Source organism: Helicobacter pylori (assembly GCF_006439795.1).
In the GTDB taxonomy this organism is placed as follows: Bacteria; Campylobacterota; Campylobacteria; order Campylobacterales; family Helicobacteraceae; genus Helicobacter; species Helicobacter pylori_CR.
The window spans coordinates 1-15,803 of the sequence record NZ_VEYL01000010.1 but is presented as its reverse complement, the minus strand read 5'-3'; the positions used below and the strand labels follow the sequence as shown (position 1 = coordinate 15,803).

12 protein-coding genes and 2 pseudogenes are annotated in these 15,803 nt (G+C 36.7%); 7 read left to right on the top strand and 7 right to left on the bottom strand.

All coding sequences use genetic code 11. The features are described 5' to 3' along the window. Position 1: 1 nt before the first annotated feature. Both rplI and FIM66_RS05190 read right to left on the bottom strand, forming a co-directional pair. Entirely contained in the window at positions 2-451 is a 450-nt protein-coding gene (gene rplI / locus FIM66_RS05195) for a 50S ribosomal protein L9 (RefSeq protein ID WP_024112207.1), read from the bottom strand. Positions 452-513: 62 nt separating this feature from the next. Continuing rightward, positions 514-2,616: pseudogene (locus FIM66_RS05190) on the bottom strand (GmrSD restriction endonuclease domain-containing protein). Positions 2,617-2,751: 135 nt separating this feature from the next. On the opposite strand from FIM66_RS05190, the gene glnA reads away from it, so the two are divergent. Then, complete coding sequence (gene glnA / locus FIM66_RS05185; protein ID WP_140548252.1) at positions 2,752-4,197, top strand: type I glutamate--ammonia ligase; 1,446 nt, start codon at positions 2,752-2,754, stop codon at positions 4,195-4,197. 229 nt (positions 4,198-4,426) lie between these two features. Here the strand turns inward: glnA and FIM66_RS05175 are convergent, their stop codons facing one another. Beyond that, complete coding sequence (locus FIM66_RS05175) at positions 4,427-5,281, bottom strand: SEL1-like repeat protein (protein ID WP_140600156.1); 855 nt, start codon at positions 5,279-5,281, stop codon at positions 4,427-4,429. An 18-nt stretch (positions 5,282-5,299) separates the two neighbouring features. Between FIM66_RS05175 and FIM66_RS05170 the strand changes: the two genes are divergently transcribed. From FIM66_RS05170 to FIM66_RS08235, 6 genes are all read left to right on the top strand, one after another. Then, on the top strand, positions 5,300-5,539 hold the full coding sequence (locus FIM66_RS05170; protein ID WP_140548250.1) for a transposase: 240 nt from the start codon (positions 5,300-5,302) through the stop codon (positions 5,537-5,539). 86 nt (positions 5,540-5,625) lie between these two features. Beyond that, positions 5,626-5,973, top strand: coding sequence for a cag pathogenicity island protein Cag1 (gene cag1 / locus FIM66_RS05165; RefSeq protein ID WP_140600155.1), 348 nt, complete (start codon positions 5,626-5,628; stop codon positions 5,971-5,973). 15 nt (positions 5,974-5,988) lie between these two features. Further along, on the top strand, positions 5,989-6,741 hold the full coding sequence (locus FIM66_RS05160) for a hypothetical protein (protein ID WP_140528749.1): 753 nt from the start codon (positions 5,989-5,991) through the stop codon (positions 6,739-6,741). Beyond that, on the top strand, positions 6,734-8,179 hold the full coding sequence (gene cag3 / locus FIM66_RS05155; RefSeq protein ID WP_140600154.1) for a type IV secretion system outer membrane cap subunit Cag3: 1,446 nt from the start codon (positions 6,734-6,736) through the stop codon (positions 8,177-8,179). The genes FIM66_RS05160 and cag3 overlap by 8 nt, the downstream gene beginning before the upstream one ends. Positions 8,180-8,188: 9 nt before the next feature. Then, on the top strand, positions 8,189-8,698 hold the full coding sequence (gene cag4, locus FIM66_RS05150) for a VirB1 family T4SS lytic transglycosylase Cag4 (protein WP_140600153.1): 510 nt from the start codon (positions 8,189-8,191) through the stop codon (positions 8,696-8,698). Between the two features lie 338 nt (positions 8,699-9,036). Then, positions 9,037-9,162, top strand: a complete 126-nt coding sequence (locus tag FIM66_RS08235) for a hypothetical protein (protein WP_001293460.1) — start codon at positions 9,037-9,039, stop codon at positions 9,160-9,162. A 9-nt stretch (positions 9,163-9,171) separates the two neighbouring features. Here the strand turns inward: FIM66_RS08235 and cag5 are convergent, their stop codons facing one another. From cag5 to cagY, 4 genes and pseudogenes are all read right to left on the bottom strand, one after another. Next, positions 9,172-11,418 (bottom strand): VirD4 family type IV secretion system ATPase Cag5, encoded by a 2,247-nt coding sequence (gene cag5 / locus FIM66_RS05145; RefSeq protein ID WP_140600152.1) that lies wholly within the window; start codon positions 11,416-11,418, stop codon positions 9,172-9,174. Positions 11,419-11,426: 8 nt separating this feature from the next. Next, a complete protein-coding gene (gene virB11 / locus FIM66_RS05140; protein ID WP_101006259.1) occupies positions 11,427-12,419 on the bottom strand; it encodes a cag pathogenicity island type IV secretion system ATPase VirB11 in 993 nt (330 codons plus the stop codon). A 4-nt stretch (positions 12,420-12,423) separates the two neighbouring features. After that, entirely contained in the window at positions 12,424-13,023 is a 600-nt protein-coding gene (cagZ, locus tag FIM66_RS05135) for a cag pathogenicity island translocation protein CagZ (RefSeq protein WP_140600151.1), read from the bottom strand. A 138-nt stretch (positions 13,024-13,161) separates the two neighbouring features. After that, positions 13,162-15,803 (bottom strand): annotated as a pseudogene (cagY, locus tag FIM66_RS05130) (type IV secretion system apparatus protein CagY); the annotation flags it as partial.

Below are 15,803 nucleotides of genomic sequence, written 5' to 3'. Positions count from 1 at the left end.
TCTACTCAGCTACCACATCAATTTTAAACGCACCCACAACTCCAAATCCAAGCTTGACTTCAATCTCATAAATTCCTGTGCTTTTAATTGGGTGTTTGAGCTCGATGTCTTTTTTATCTAAATCCAAATTCGCATGCTGTTCTTTCAAACGCTCCGTAATCTCTTCTTTCGTGATCGCTCCAAATAAAGAGCCGTTCGCGCCGACTTTTTTATGGATAGTCAGCGTGATGGTCTGTAAAGTTTCTACCATTTGCAATTTTTGTGCTTTTTCTAGGGCTTCTTTTTCCGCTTTCTTTTTGACTTCGGCTTTGTATTTGTTGATCACTTCGTTAGTGGCGAGTTTGGCTTTTTGGTTAGCGATTAAAAAGTTATTCCCATAGCCATCTTTAACCTCACACACTTCACCCGCTTTTCCTAAATTTTTCACATCTTCTAATAATAGAACTTTCATCATATCCCCTTTAAGTTGTAAGTAATTTGTAATTATACTCTTTATTTTAATAAGTTGGGTTTTTATTGCCCATTCCTACCACCCATCTGTTTTTCTAAAGCCTTTTTGATCAATCCCAAACAATAAGGGATATTCTCTTTTGTTTCTAGCTTGACTTCTATGTCCCCATTCCCTAAATGGCCTTTATTAGTCATATCCCTTGCTAAATTTTTTTCATCTTGCAGTTCATTGAATTTCATATTTAAATACAATTTTAAGTCTTTTGTTTGCACAACAATATCCACAAAATTTTTGCTAAACTTATAAGAGATATAATCTTGATTAAAATTTTCAGCGATCTTTTCATCAAGAGCTTTGATCTCTTTTCTTAAAATATCAAACAATTCCCTTGAATGAGAGCCAAACTTATAAGAGTTTAAATCATAAACCTTTTTTTCTTTCTTGTCTTTCTTGGGTTTATACTTCTCTAGCGTTTCTGCATTTAGCTTTGGATAAGTCCAAATCTTTAAAGCCAAATCCGCTAAATCATTAGCTCTTTTTTTAATCTCTTCTTCTCCAAAAGATTCTAAATCCCTCAAACCTTGATTGAGTCTCAATGGGCTATTCTTGAAGCCGTTTTCCATATCTCTTTTTTCTTGGAGAGATTTGTTGCTGTATTCAGAGTTATAGCCGGTTAGAGTGAGATTGCCTATTGTGTGGAGGTATTTATCGTGTATTGCTTTAAAATTTTCACCCAAATCCTTTTTCCATTCTTCCGTGAGTTTTTGAGGCATTATATGTTCTATATTGCATTTTTGAGTATCGACCGGCTCTTTTGTGTCAAATTTTTCTAACCTTTCAAGAAAGCATTTAGTTTTTTTCTTAAACTTCTTATAAAATTCTATCGTAATAAAAAGATTTCTAAACTCGTCATCGTTTGGAAATCTTTGCCCCCCCTTTAGCAACCCAAAATGTTCCTTTAGGCTTTCAAAATATTCATCTTTTTGGATATGTTTTGCAAAAGAGGCAAAGAGTTTATTAAGACCATTTGTGCTACCACGCACCGCTATTCTGACAAGATAACTCTCTATTAAAGCGATAATAGGGATAAAATCCTGCTTGGATAAAACGCCATTGCTATAATCGCTATAAAGCTCTAGTAATAGCGGATACACCACATCCATATCCAAATCCACCAAAAAACTTAAAGCCTTGTTTAAATCCTTATCAGCTTTTTTATCGGCTTCTTTTTTGAATGCAATCTGGCAAAAATACCCACAATATTTTTGCAAATCTTTTAATAAATCCTCTATTTCTATCCCCTCTTTTTGCTGGTAACCCTTGAAAGCTTCATAAACTTTATTGAGATTAGGGATGTCTCTTGTTTTGATCGTGAGATAGTGCCGGACAAACCGATCAAACAATTTTTCATCTTGTTTAAAATCCTCCTCCATAGCCCTCCAATATTTATTATAAAAGCCTTCCTGTTTTTCAGCCTCCGTTTCCATTACGATATAGTTTCTGATCAAATCCGTTTGCGTGAGTTCGATACCTTTTGAGTTCATGCTCTCAAAGATAAGTTGAGGATCATCTTTTTCTTTGTCTAAAGCAATCCAAACTATCATGAGTTTTTCTAATCCTTTAAAAATCGTTTCTAATTTGTCGGTGTTACTAACCCATTATTCAAATAATTTAAAATTTTCCACTATTTTTGATGAAGGCTCGCTCGGCTTTCTTTTGTCTTTATCAATCAAAGATAGCAAAGTATCTTTATCAGACTCTGATAAGATGAGTCTGAATTTCTTATCGCCTTTCTTATCGCTGTTAGTAAGGTAGCGATTTTGGATTTTTGAGCGCGAAAATTTTTCTAAAAATTCATCTTCATCGTTTTCATCGTTTAAATAATCTCTCAAAGCAATGAGTAAAAGCGTGATAGTGGTGAGCCTTTGTTGGCCGTCAATGATGAGTAATGGGCTAGAGGGCGTATTACCATCTAGTACATACAAAATAGAACCGATAAAATGCCCATTCGCCTTATCATTCCCGCCAATTTTTATAATATCATCCCATAATTGTTCGCATTGTTCCTTTTCCCAACTATACAACCTCTGATAGATGGGGATGACAAATTGATTGTTTTGATTTTCTTCAAAAAATCCTAATAGTGTGGCTTCTTTTGCTTTCATAATACACTCCTTGATTTAGCGGATTTTACCGCATGCATCTTAATCAAACTTGATACAGATTTTACTTTTTTACCCCATAAATGCTATAATCACCCCTATCAATCAAACTCAATTCATAATAATTAAAGGTGGTTAATGATAGTAAGAACTCAAAATAGTGAAAGCAAGATCAAAGAATTTTTTGAATTTTGCAAAGAAAATGAAGTGGAATTTGTGGATTTTAGATTCAGCGATATTAAAGGCACTTGGAATCACATCGCTTATTCTTTTGGGGCTTTAACGCATGGCATGTTTAAAGAGGGGATTCCTTTTGATGCGAGTTGTTTTAAAGGCTGGCAAGGCATTGAACACTCCGATATGATTTTAACCCCCGATTTGGTGCGTTATTTCATTGATCCTTTTAGTGCGGATGTGAGCGTGGTCGTGTTTTGCGATGTGTATGATGTGTATAAAAACCAGCCTTATGAAAAATGCCCTAGAAGTATCGCTAAAAAAGCCTTACAACATTTAAGAGATTCAGGTTTGGGCGATGTGGCTTATTTTGGCGCGGAGAGTGAATTTTTCATCTTTGACTCCATTAAGATCAAAGACGCTTCCAATTCCCAATACTACGAAGTGGATAGCGAAGAGGGCGAATGGAATCGGGATAGAAGTTTTGAAAATGGCGTGAATTTTGGCCATAGACCGGGCAAGCAAGGGGGCTATATGCCTGTGCCGCCAACGGATACGATGATGGATATTCGCACTGAAATTGTGAAAGTCTTAAACCAAGTGGGGCTAGAAACTTTTGTCGTCCATCATGAAGTCGCGCAAGCGCAAGGCGAAGTGGGCGTGAAATTTGGGGATTTAGTGGAAGCGGCTGACAATGTCCAAAAACTCAAATACGTGGTTAAAATGGTCGCTCATTTAAACGGCAAAACCGCCACTTTCATGCCAAAACCTTTATATGGGGATAACGGGAGCGGGATGCACACCCATGTGAGTATTTGGAAAAACAACGAAAACCTTTTTAGCGGCGAAACTTACAAGGGCTTGAGCGAGTTGGCGTTGCATTTTTTAGGGGGCGTGTTGCACCACGCTAGAGGGTTAGCCGCTTTCACTAACGCTTCCACCAATTCTTACAAACGCCTGATTCCTGGCTATGAAGCTCCGTCTATTTTAACCTATTCAGCTAATAACAGGAGCGCGAGCGTGCGCATCCCTTATGGGATTTCTAAAAATAGTGCTAGGTTTGAATTCAGGTTTCCTGACAGCTCATCAAACCCCTACTTGGCTTTTTCAGCTATTTTAATGGCGGGCATGGATGGCGTTAAAAACAAAATGGATCCCGGCGAAGCGATGGATATTAACCTTTTCAAATTGACTTTAGATGAAATCAGAGAAAAGGGTATCAAACAAATGCCCCACACTTTAAGGCGATCGTTAGAAGAAATGCTAGCCGATAAGCAATATTTAAAAGAGGGTCATGTCTTTAGCGAAGAATTTATTCAGGCCTATCAGTCTCTTAAATTCAACGCTGAAGTGTTCCCATGGGAGAGCAAGCCCCATCCTTTTGAATTTATCACCACTTATTCATGCTAAAACAATGAGCAAATCAATAATCCCACCTTAAAAGTTTAGAATAAGGCAAAAATACCTTATTTTTAAAAGAGTGGTTGAAAAATTGATTTTCTTTGCTTTTTAGTTTTGTTCTAATAGGGTATTGATCATAAAATTTAAAAAATAGCTTAAAGGCATTTTTTAAGATTAAAGCAAAGAATTTGATTTTAGCCAAGTGATAGTAAAGATTAGGTAGGTGTATTTTCTAAAACTACAGAGCTTCCATGGCTTTTTCATAGCCAAATTCTGCGGATTTTTGCAAGAATTTTTTAGCCATGTCCCTTTTCTTTCTAGTGCCAAGCCCTTCTTTATAAGCGATCCCAATCCTATAAAGGATCTCCCCCATTTGTTGTTTGAGTAAAATAATATTGCTTGAAATTTCAGCAATGTCTTCCCAAAGAAGTGTCTTATCTTTGATTTGAGTGGATTTCATAACAAGTATTCCAAACTTCTTTCCAAATTTTATAGGATTTGCGCTCAAACCTGAAAGATCAATGAATCGCGATCCAATAAGCATGCTAGTGAATTCCGCAAGGTTTGGTAATCTAAAATTGTTAGCAAAATTTGTGCTTTTATTAGAAAACATGCGAACCACATGCCTGTAAGTCTTAAGCGCTTGTTTCAAATCCTTTTTCATCCCTAAGCCTTGCGCTTGCATGCGTCCTAAAATAAGAGCGCCCCCTAACAATCCGCTCCCATACCCTTTGATAGCGTTTTGTGCATAGAATTGCGCTTTTTTGTAATCCACTTTCACGCCCTTTCCCTCCAAATACATTTTGGCTAAATAAACGCTGCCAAGCCCAATGCTGTATTTTTGGGCCAATTTAAAATCTTTAAAGGCTTGTTTGTATTGGCCTTGATTAAAATGGTCTAAACCATTTTCAAAATAATATGTCTTATGATTTCGCGCAATTTCATCCCACTGATTTCGCGCCCTTTCATCCCAATCATCACTGATGCTAATATATTCATCAGCTATACAAAGTGAAAATGACAACAATAAACCCAATAAAAGCAATAAAGGCTTTAAAAAAGAGAGGGTGGTGCGATAAAAATCTTTAAACATGTCAGATCCTTTTACAATTTGAGCCATTCTTTAGCTTGTTTTTCTAGCCAGATCACAAGCGAACTTTCAAAGCAATTTGAATGGATAGCAGTTGAAGAATTGCAAGTAAAGAACAAGACTAAAAGAGCTAAACTCAAAGCTAAACTTAAAAATGTCAAACAAAAGAGCAAGCTTAATCAATCTAACTTAAACGCTTCATTCTATCAAATCATCTCTTTTTTAGACTACAAACAACAGCATAATGGCAACAAGCAATAGGGAGATGGTTTCATATTTTTTGCTATAATAACATGAATTTGTTTCATAGTAACAAATTGAGAATATACCTTAATGGAGGTAACACTATGGCTGACACAATCAATACAACTGAAACAACCCATGAAACAAAGAAACCAAACGCTTTTGTAAATTTTTTCAAAAACAGTTTGACTGACAAGCGTTATGATGCATTAGGTCTCATTGGAGCAGGGGTTTTATGTTGTGTCTTGAGCGGTGCTATGGGGATTATTGGGATAATCTTTGTCGCAATAGGAATCTTTTTGTCTTTTTCTAATATCAACTTAGTGAAATTAGTTGAAAAATTGTCCAAAAAACAATCTAAAGCGGCAACAACTGTCAATAACGAAACCCAAAAATCTCAAGCAACAAGCGTTACCAACGAACCAACTGAAGCTAAAGAGACTAAAGATTGAGGTAAAACAACGATTTTGACTGAAGAAAGAATGAGAGAAAATTTCAAAAATTTAGGTGTTCTAGTGGTTTATTACTCACTGCATGACCCACACAAGCGACCTATAAATTCTTTTTCTCTAAAGACTTCTAATATCATAGGATTCTCTATTTTTATCTGCGAACACGCACAAAAAAAAATCATGCAAAAAATGGCTTCAAGACACACTGACGATTCAAATAAGTTCAACATCAAACCCAAAGAAAAGATTGATGAGAATGTCATTAACGCATTAGAGACAAGTTTGAAATCTAAAGGGGTCGTTTCAGAAACGCTAGAAAGTATCAAAGAAGCTAAAAACAACAAAGAGTATGAGAATTTGTCCAATAGGGGGTTTTTAAGGGCTAAATTGGATCAAGGGGTAGGGCTCAACTTTCAAGAGTCTATAGGCTACAACTTGAGCACCCTACAAAAAAAGGCAATCTCTCTGTTAAAAATCAGCCCTAATCGGATATTAGAGTTAGTCCAAAAACTATACATGAAAGGGCGTATAAGCTATCCTACTGAATATTTGTTTGAAGAGACTTTCAAAAAAAACTTATATAAGATTTACAAGGACTCAGAGAATGATTGCTTCAACAAGAATGTGGCTGATGAAGAAAAAGTTCTTTTAGGGTTTCCTAACAGAAAATTCACTCCCAATGAGTTTTTTACAGCTACATCACTTACCTTAAATGCAAGGGAATTTTGTCTCTATATCAATCTGAAAAAAAAGGAAACTAATGTTTAGAAAACTGGCAACCGCTGTATTGCTCATAGGCTTACTAATCTCTAACACTCTTTATGCTAAAGAAATAAGTGAAGCCGATAAGGTTATTAAAGCCACTAAAGAAACTAAAGAGACCAAGAAAGAAGCTAAACGACTCAAAAAAGAAGCTAAACAGCGCCGACAGATCCCTGATCATAAGAAACCTCAATATGCCTCTGTTGATGATACAAAAACTCAAGCGCTTTTTGATATATACGACACCTTGAACGTGAATGATAAAAGCTTTGGGGATTGGTTTGGTAATAGCGCTTTGAAAGACAAAACCTATCTCTACGCTATGGATCTATTGGATTATAACAATTACTTATCCATAGAAAATCCCATTATCAAAACAAGAGCGATGGGGACTTATGCGGATCTCATCATCATCACAGGTTCATTAGAACAAGTCAATGGGTATTACAACATTCTAAAAGCGCTCAACAAACGAAACGCTAAGTTTGTGTTAAAAATCAATGAGAACATGCCTTATGCCCAAGCGACTTTTTTGAGAGTGCCAAAAAGAAGCGATCCCAATTCCCACACGCTTGACAAGGGAGCGGCAATTGATGAGAACAAGCTTTTTGAACAACAAAAACGCGCGTATTTCAACTATGCCAACGATGTGATCTGCAGACCCGATGATGAAGTGTGTTCGCCCCTAAGAGATGAGATGGTCGCTATGCCCACTAGCGATAGCGTTACTCAAAAACCCAATATCATTGCTCCTTATAGCCTGTATAGACTAAAAGAGACAAATAACGCCAATGAGGCCCAACCATCACCTTATGCCACTCAAACCGCTCCTGAAAACAGCAAAGAGAAGCTCATAGAAGAGCTAATCGCTAACTCCCAACTCATAGCCAATGAAGAAGAGAGGGAAAAGAAACTCTTAGCAGAAAAAGAAAAACAAGAGGCTGAATTGGCTAAATACAAGCTCAAAGACTTAGAAAATCAAAAGAAACTAAAAGCTTTAGAAGCAGAGTTGAAAAAGAAAAACGCTAAGAAACCTAGAGTAGTGGAAGTGCCTGTTTCTCCTCAAACAAGTAATTCTGATGAAACAATGAGAGTTGTCAAAGAAAAAGAGAACTATAATGGGTTATTAGTGGATAAGGAGACCACGATCAAAAGAAGCTATGAGGGGACTTTGATCAGTGAAAATTCTTACAGCAAAAAATCGCCCATCAACCCTAATGACTTGAGGAGCTTAGAAGAAGAAATTAAGAGCTACTATATCAAGTCTAATGGCTTGTGTTATACTAATGGCATTAACCTCTATGTAAAAATCAAAAACGACCCCTATAAAGAGGGAATGCTGTGTGGTTATGAGAGCGTTCAAACTTTACTTTTGCCATTAAAGGACAAGCTCAAATACGACAAGCAAAAGTTACAAAAAGCGTTACTGAAAGATTCAAAGTAAATTAAAGTTTTGTTTGGGAAATGGATTGGTCTAGCTTTACTTCTTAATTCCTTAGCCTATCCATGCCAAAAAATAACCATCAGTTTCAAGCAATACGAAAATCTTATCCATATCCATCAAAAAGGCTGCGACAATGAAATAATGTGCAGAACGCTCATTTCTATCGCTTTACTAGAAAGTTCTCTAGGGTTGAACAACAAGCACGAAATTTCCCTAAAAGACACTTCTTATTCCATGTTTCATATCACTTTGAACACCGCTAAAAAATTCTATCCTACCTATTCTAAAACGCTCCTCAAAACCAAATTGCTCAATGATGTGGGTTTTGCGATTCAATTAGCCAAACAAATTTTGAAAGAAAATTTTGACTACTACAAACAGAAATATCCCAACAAAAGCGTGTATCAATTAGTGGAAATGGCAATAGGCGCTTACAATGGGGGAATGAAACACAACCCTAATGGCGCTTATGTGAAAAAGTTTCGTTGCATTTATTCGCAGGTGCGTTACAACGAGTAGAGCATACTAACTATTTTTGAATCTTTGTAATTTTTATAAGCAATCTTGGTGATACACTTCTACTATCTTATGAATTTATAATAATATCATTTACATCATTATCTTTTAATTTTTCTAAAATATATTTTGCTTCTTTTTGTTAAGATATTTTGTCTTTTTATTTTTTGGAATAGGCTTTTGCTTTCCTTATAAAGACATATAGCGTAAGAATTCTTCCAATTCATGCCATTTTCTCTAGGCATAGGTGCTGTAAAAATGGATTGATGAATTTTAATCTAGCGCATGCAGCAATCCAATAAGAGCGATGGCTGGCAAATCAAAGAACACACAAGCTTTTGATGAGTGAAAATTTCACTAAAGATATAGGAAAACTCAAACGCTTCATGCAAGACAAAGATTATTTTTTTAACAAAGAAGCGTTTGATCTGATTTTGAAGGATTTCCAGAACGAAATCAATGATTAGAAATTAAAATCACAGTTCGCTTGAACCCACAGGCACTAAAGACTTGTCATAGCTCAATTCACCTCTGGTTTTAGCGGCTTGCAAATCATCATAAAAAGTCGTCTGATCAGGCACTTTCCCCAATTTGTATTTCTTGCTCAAACTTGGACTCACCTTAATGAGCTCATCGGTGAAGAAGGGATCATCATAATAAAGCGCCTTGTGGCACTTGATAGGTTTGAGCGTATTTTCTAAAATGATAAGTTCATCGCCCATAGTCATCAATTCATCAGGGGTCATCAAAAACCGCTCCTTGTTGCTGATAGAAGTGTTGGTCTTACCTGTATTGTCGTCAATGCTTCGGCTCACATCTTGTCTTGTATATTTCCCTAACACCTTAGAAAGTTTTTCAAAATGTTCATAGTAGTTATCGTTGTTGATCCCATAATACATATTCAAGGAAAGGTTGTCTAAAATAGTCTTAGCGCCATTCCTGCCATAACCAAGTGGGGGGTCATTCTCTAGTTGCGCCTTACTTTGAAACACAAAAGCGGGGCGCATGTTGTATTCTGCCATAATTCCTACCGCTTTAACAAAGGTTTCTAAATAGCCACATAAAGTGAATTCGTCCATGAGCATCAAGCAACTTCTTTTGCACTGTGGATCATGGATTGGTAGAATCAAATTGCTATAAATCATCACGTTGAAAAACAGCTCTAATATCGGTCCAACAATAGTGCTTTCTTTAGGATTAGCGATCACACCAATACTCACTTCATCGATCCTTAAGCGCCTGAAATCAAAATCATTAGCGCTCGTGAAATTTCTAATCATAGCGTTATTATAAGGCGCAAAGGCTGAAGTATATACCCCTTGAACCGAGCTATAAGTTTCTTTAGCGCCACCCATTGTCTTGAAGTTATTCCACATGTTTCTAGTGGTAGGACTAAGCACTCTTATATTATCGCCACTCTTATCTTCTTCACCTCCAAAAAATTCCATTAAAGACACGACTTTTTCCATGTTTGTGTCTTCATCAATCAAGTTGATACCGCTTGCCATAGATCCTATGAAAAACATCGTGGGGGTTTCAGGCATGATGATTTTTTTTCTTTTGACAAACTCAAGCCCCTTTTTAGTCCACATGAGATCCCTATAAATATTGCAATTGATGACAAAAAGGTTTCGCGCTTGATTGCTAAAAAAGGGATCTTTTTCATTAGGTCTTTCAGGGAACACGAGCTTTGCCAATCCAAAGATTTGAGTGGAAAAATCCCCCCCACTAGCCACCATCCCATGACCTTTTAGGCGTGTGTCAATTTGAGAGAGTATGTCTTCAGTCAAAACCACATCATTACCAAAATCCACATAAGCGAAAGGATTAAATCGGTGTGTTTTTAAGGAGAAAGGTTCATAGATGAACACTTTTTGATTGAAGCGTTTTTCTCTGATTTTTCCGCAAGTTTCCATAGTGTCCGCCTTAGGGTCAAACACAACGATATTTTGAGGATAATTGATCATATTGGGCATGATGAAACCCACACCTTTACCGCTTCTAGTAGGAGCAATCAAGCCAATGAACGCCTGTCCTGCGTAAGCGATAAAATCCCCTAAACCACGCCTGCCTACAATAACCTCTCGTTTGTCAAAGGCGCGTTTTTTATTATTGGGTGTGATGAGCTTGGCTTTGATCATCTTTTCTTCAGTTTCCCAACTCGCGCTCCCAAAGAGATCATCAACTTTTTTATTCGCTCCTATGTCTCTAGTCCGAGTTAAGTATTTTAAGAACCACACAAAAAAGGTAATGAAGATATAAGAGCATAAAATAGAACTATATACGACTAAGGATATATTGAACCCATAAATCTTGAGTGAACTAAAACCAAGCGCTTTAAAATAGTAATTAGGAAAATCTTGTATCGCATAGATCCATATATCAAAAAGATCATCATCACTCTCAGGCGATCGATTATCATCATAAAAATTACCTAAGAGAATTAAGAAAAATAACCCCGATGTGATAAAAGAATAGGATAGTAATAGTATAGCTTGTAACCAAAAGCCAAAGGTTTTAACCCTTTCTTTCAGCCCCTCTATAATGATTTCTTTAAAGTTTTTTTTCTTTTGAGGTTGGTTAGCTTTATCTTTAAAAGCCTTTTTTTGAGCTTTTGTGAATTTGTAAAGAAAAAATAACGCTATTAACCCTATGAAACTAAAAATAACAACCGACTTATAATCCTCTATGAAGTATAAGGTGTTATACAAAAAGTCTTCCATTGTGCCTACTACCTATGTTTGATATAAAATTCATCACACTGTTTGTGGTGGTTGATATGGACAATCATATCAATCAAATCTTTAAAGCCCTCAATGAGACTTTCAAACTTGATATTCCTTGCTGCGCTATTAGATGAACTCATGTTGGCTAAACGAATAAACGCTTCTTCACTGCTCCCTGCATGCAGAGTGGTTAGCGTGCCTTTATGACCGCTACAAAGCACATTATAAAAATCGTATGCCTCACTGCTTCTGAGTTCTCCTAAAATGATTCTATCAGGTCGCATTCTCAAACATGACTTTAAGCAATCAGCAGAGGTGATATTCCCACCAAAAAAAAGCTGCGTGTAGTTCTTGTGGTGTTTGAATACAATCTCTTCGGTGTCTTCAATGGATATGATCCTTTCTTCTTTGGGGATAAACTCCATGATGCTTTTGATATAAGTCGTTTTACCGCTTCCTGTGCCACCACAAACAATCACATTCTTACCAATAGCAATACCATCTTTAATCGCGCTGATCGCTTGTTCTTTGTTATTTAGTAGATTATAAAAACCCTGCTCTTCAAAGAAGCTATGAGGATAGGTTGTTTTGCTAGGTATCCTTATAGATATGGAAATGGTTTCATCATTAACTGTAACAGGGGAAAGGACAATCTGCACCCTTTCACCATTCGCTAAATTGCTGCTCAAAATAGGATTTTCATAGTTGTCTATTGTTTTTTTCTTAAAACTTGCACAACACCGAGCAAAATGCATTAAACGAGACAGGCTAAAAGCTTTCTTGTCTCTCACATCAAATGGTTGCCATTCGCCATTATTTTTTAAAACCCATACAACCTTGTTCCCATTGTAACAAATCTCAGTGATATTTTCCATTTTTAAAAAATCACCAAAAAGTTCTTCAGTAGCATGCCTTAGAGGATTTAATGCCGCTTCTTTTAAAGCTCTTTCTACTTCTAGAAATTTTTTATCTTCTGCACTCAATCTGTCTTCAGTCATGTTCTTATTCCAAATTTAATTTTAATTGGGTTATCAATTTAGCTCTTTCTAAAGAAGTGAGATAAGTCTTATTTTTGCTCAAAATAATATATTTAGTCCCTATATCTTGGACAATCTCATTGAGCTTTCTCCCAAAATCATCTATCCCTAGAATCTGAAACGCCACGCCCATCATATTGCCATCTATGAATGGCGGTAAATACTCTCTTGGCAGATAAGAAGCCACTAGATCTGAAATTCTTGCCACTTCATCACACATAAAATTATTGAAGTTGTCAGAAATTTCTGCAACAAACTCTCCAAGCGTTAGTTCATTTTTGATCGTGCTTTCTGCAAAAGTCTTTTCTTGTTTGCAACGATTGTAACTGGCTAACACAAGGTTGTTCAAATAGTTGTAATAAGCGTCAAAACTAATAAAATTCTTTTGCATATTGATTCTTAACTCTTGAACTCTTCTCAAAAAATCTTGCGGATCGTTGCTGTCTTTTAAAGAAATGGCGTAATTTTGAATAAACTTATCCCTTACTTCATTTGCATTCCTCATAAGAGAGCTATTGCTATCTAAGATCTTTTGTCTTTCTGTTTCATTGAAACCGAGTTCCATTGCTGTTTCCTTTCATTGTTTTTGCTTGGTTTTTTTTCGCCACTATATCCTCTAGAAGAGCCTGTTGTTGGTTTTGTCTTTTATTTTGTAAAGAACCGAGTTTAATAACATACATAATATTTTATCCTTTCTCTTGAATTAATTGCCACCTTTGGGGCTTGTGGTGATTTCTTCATGTTCTCTAGACAAAGTTTTGGTGCTTTGTTTGATAATTTCATCTACCACAGATTTATTGGTGATTTTAACATCATACACGCCACTAAAATCAATATCGTCCATTGTGAGAATCTTAATGCTATCGCCCTCATTTTTGTAAAAACTTGGGGGGATATTCATCAGTTGCCCTAGAATTTGATTAGACATCTGAGCTGAACTTTGCATACTACCATTGATAGCTTGACCCAAAGCGTAATTGAATTCAGGTGTCCTTTCACTTCTGCCTTTGCCAAGACCTATGAGTTTATCTAGAGCTATGATAGGCGCAGTTTGCAAGAAGCTATTAACCACGCTCGCTATCACAGCAAAGCCTATGCGCTTCATAAAGTGGTTATTCACATAGCCATCTACCCCTGCTTCACCCAACATACCTGCTGCTTGAGCGTTTGCTAGAGGTATTATCACACCATCAGGCGTAATGGCTTTAGTAAAGACTATCATTAAGCGTGTCATAATGGGTGTGCCACCTTTCACGCTTTGATAATTCCCATACACCTTAGTGCCTTTGTCTAGTAAGATCATAGTGCCGTTCATGTTCCATACATCTTTGGCTACAACCCCACTCACTATACCTGTGAGAGTGGCATCTACTTTAGAAGTCAGAGTGATTTCAATAGGGGTGTATTGCGCTAAAACAAATGTGGGATCACTCTTGCCTATAAAGGCCTGTTTGACAGGGCTTGTTTCATCTTGTGTTTCTGCTTTCTTTTTGTCATCAACGGGATTACCATTTTCATCTACAAATTCCCCACTCTTTTCTTTTTTGTTTTTAAGAGCGATTTCACTGATATTCTTGGCAGTTTCTGCGACATCTTTGTCTATCTTATTGCTTTCTGTTTTAGCTTCTGCGGTGGATTTTTTACTTTTTTCTTTATCGTCATCTTTTTTATTGCCACCTAAAGCCTTAGCTAATTTAGCTTCTAAATTCTTATCCTTAATGGTTTTTTCTGTTTCGTATTGCTTGGTAATGTCAGGTTCTATGGAAGCATAAATAGGATTATCGCTAGCTATTTTGTCCGCATCAACATTAGTGGCGTTAATAGTGGCAATATCGCCGCCATTTTTGAAATCCATTGGCAACAATGGATAACCTTTAGCTGCCATGTTATCAAAAGTTTTGCGGTTTCTTAGATCGCTATAAATCAGATCCACTTCATCAGCTTGTCGTTTAATTCCTAGAATTAGCGCCCTTTCACTATCGCTCAAGCCCTCTAAACATTGCTCTATGGCTTGTTGATCGGTAGGGTCATCTAAGTTATCCAAGCACTCGCTTGCTTGATGCAATCTTTCTGTTTTACTCAATTGATTTTGTTTATTTTGTGTCCTTTTATTTTGGATTTCTTGGATCAAATCGCTATAAAGGTTTTGGCATTTCCTTTTTTCTTCATCGGTCCTAGCCGTTTTCAAACAATCCAAGACAGCCTTTTCTCTAGCTTCTTGCAGATATTTGAGCTTCTCTTCATCGCTCAAACCATCCAAACACTTCATAATAGCCGCTCTGTCGTTAGGATCGGCGTTTTTCAAGCAATCTTTGATCGCTTTATCTTTTTGTTGGAGTTCTTTCGCTAAGAATTTTCTCGCTTCAGGCGTGAGTAATTTTTCGCATTCTTGTTTCTCTTTTTCATTCCTAGCTTTTGAAACGCAGTCCAAATAAGCCTTAACGCTCTTCTTAACTTCTTGCTCTAAGAGTTTTTTCGCTTCAGGGGTGAGTAATTTTTCGCAAGCTTTTCTTTCTTCTTCATTTCTAGCTTGAGAGAGGCAGTCTTTATAAGCTTTCAGGCTCTCTTTGGCTAAAACATTTTCCTGTAAGTCTTTAGGGAGATTTTTAAGACATGCTTTTCTTTCTTCTTCATTTCTAGCTTTTTCCAAACAACTTAGCACTTGCTTCGCTAAAAATTTCCTCGCTTCAGGCGTGAGCAATTTCTCGCATTCTTTTCTTTCAGCTTCGTTTTTGGCTTTTGATACGCAATCCAAATAAGCCTTAACGCTCTTCTTAACTTCTTGCTCTAAGAGTTTTTTCGCTTCAGGGGTGAGCAATTTCTCGCAAGCTCTCCTTTCTTCTTCATTTCTAGCTTGAGAGAGGCAGTCTTTATAAGCTTTAAGACTCTCTTTGGCTTCTTCTAAAAGTTTTTTCGCTTCAGGGGTGAGTAATTTCTCGCATTCTTTTTTCTCTTTTTCATTCCTAGCTTTTGATACGCAATCCAAATAAGCCTTAACGCTCTCTTTAGCTAAAACCTTTTTCTGCAAGTCTTTGGGGAGATCTTTGACACACCTTTTTTTCTCAGTTTCGGTTTTAGCGTTTTTCAAACAATCTAGCGCTTGTTGCTCTAAAAGTTTTTTCGCTTCAGGCGTGAGTAATTTTTCGCATTCTTTTTTCTCTTTTTCATTCCTAGCTCTTGAAACGCAGTCTTTATAAGCTTTAACGCTCTCTTTAGCCTCTTCTAAGAGTTTCCTCGCTTCAGGGGTGAGCAATTTTTCGCATTCTTTTTTCTCAGCTTCAGTTTTGGCTTGAGATACGCAATCTTTATAAGCCTTAAGACTCTCTTTGGCTTCTTCTAAAAGTT

Excerpts from the sequence above, each read along its gene's own strand:
- cag1 (WP_140600155.1), top strand. The coding sequence starts at position 5,626 with ATGGCTGACACAATCAATACAACTGAAACAACCCATGAAACAAAGAAA.
- FIM66_RS08235 (WP_001293460.1), top strand. The coding sequence starts at position 9,037 with ATGAGTGAAAATTTCACTAAAGATATAGGAAAACTCAAACGCTTCATG.
- cagZ (WP_140600151.1), bottom strand. The coding sequence starts at position 13,023 with ATGGAACTCGGTTTCAATGAAACAGAAAGACAAAAGATCTTAGATAGC.
- FIM66_RS05175 (WP_140600156.1), bottom strand. The coding sequence starts at position 5,281 with ATGTTTAAAGATTTTTATCGCACCACCCTCTCTTTTTTAAAGCCTTTA.
- cag3 (WP_140600154.1), top strand. The coding sequence starts at position 6,734 with ATGTTTAGAAAACTGGCAACCGCTGTATTGCTCATAGGCTTACTAATC.
- virB11 (WP_101006259.1), bottom strand. The coding sequence starts at position 12,419 with ATGACTGAAGACAGATTGAGTGCAGAAGATAAAAAATTTCTAGAAGTA.
- rplI (WP_024112207.1), bottom strand. The coding sequence starts at position 451 with ATGAAAGTTCTATTATTAGAAGATGTGAAAAATTTAGGAAAAGCGGGT.
- cag5 (WP_140600152.1), bottom strand. The coding sequence starts at position 11,418 with ATGGAAGACTTTTTGTATAACACCTTATACTTCATAGAGGATTATAAG.
- glnA (WP_140548252.1), top strand. The coding sequence starts at position 2,752 with ATGATAGTAAGAACTCAAAATAGTGAAAGCAAGATCAAAGAATTTTTT.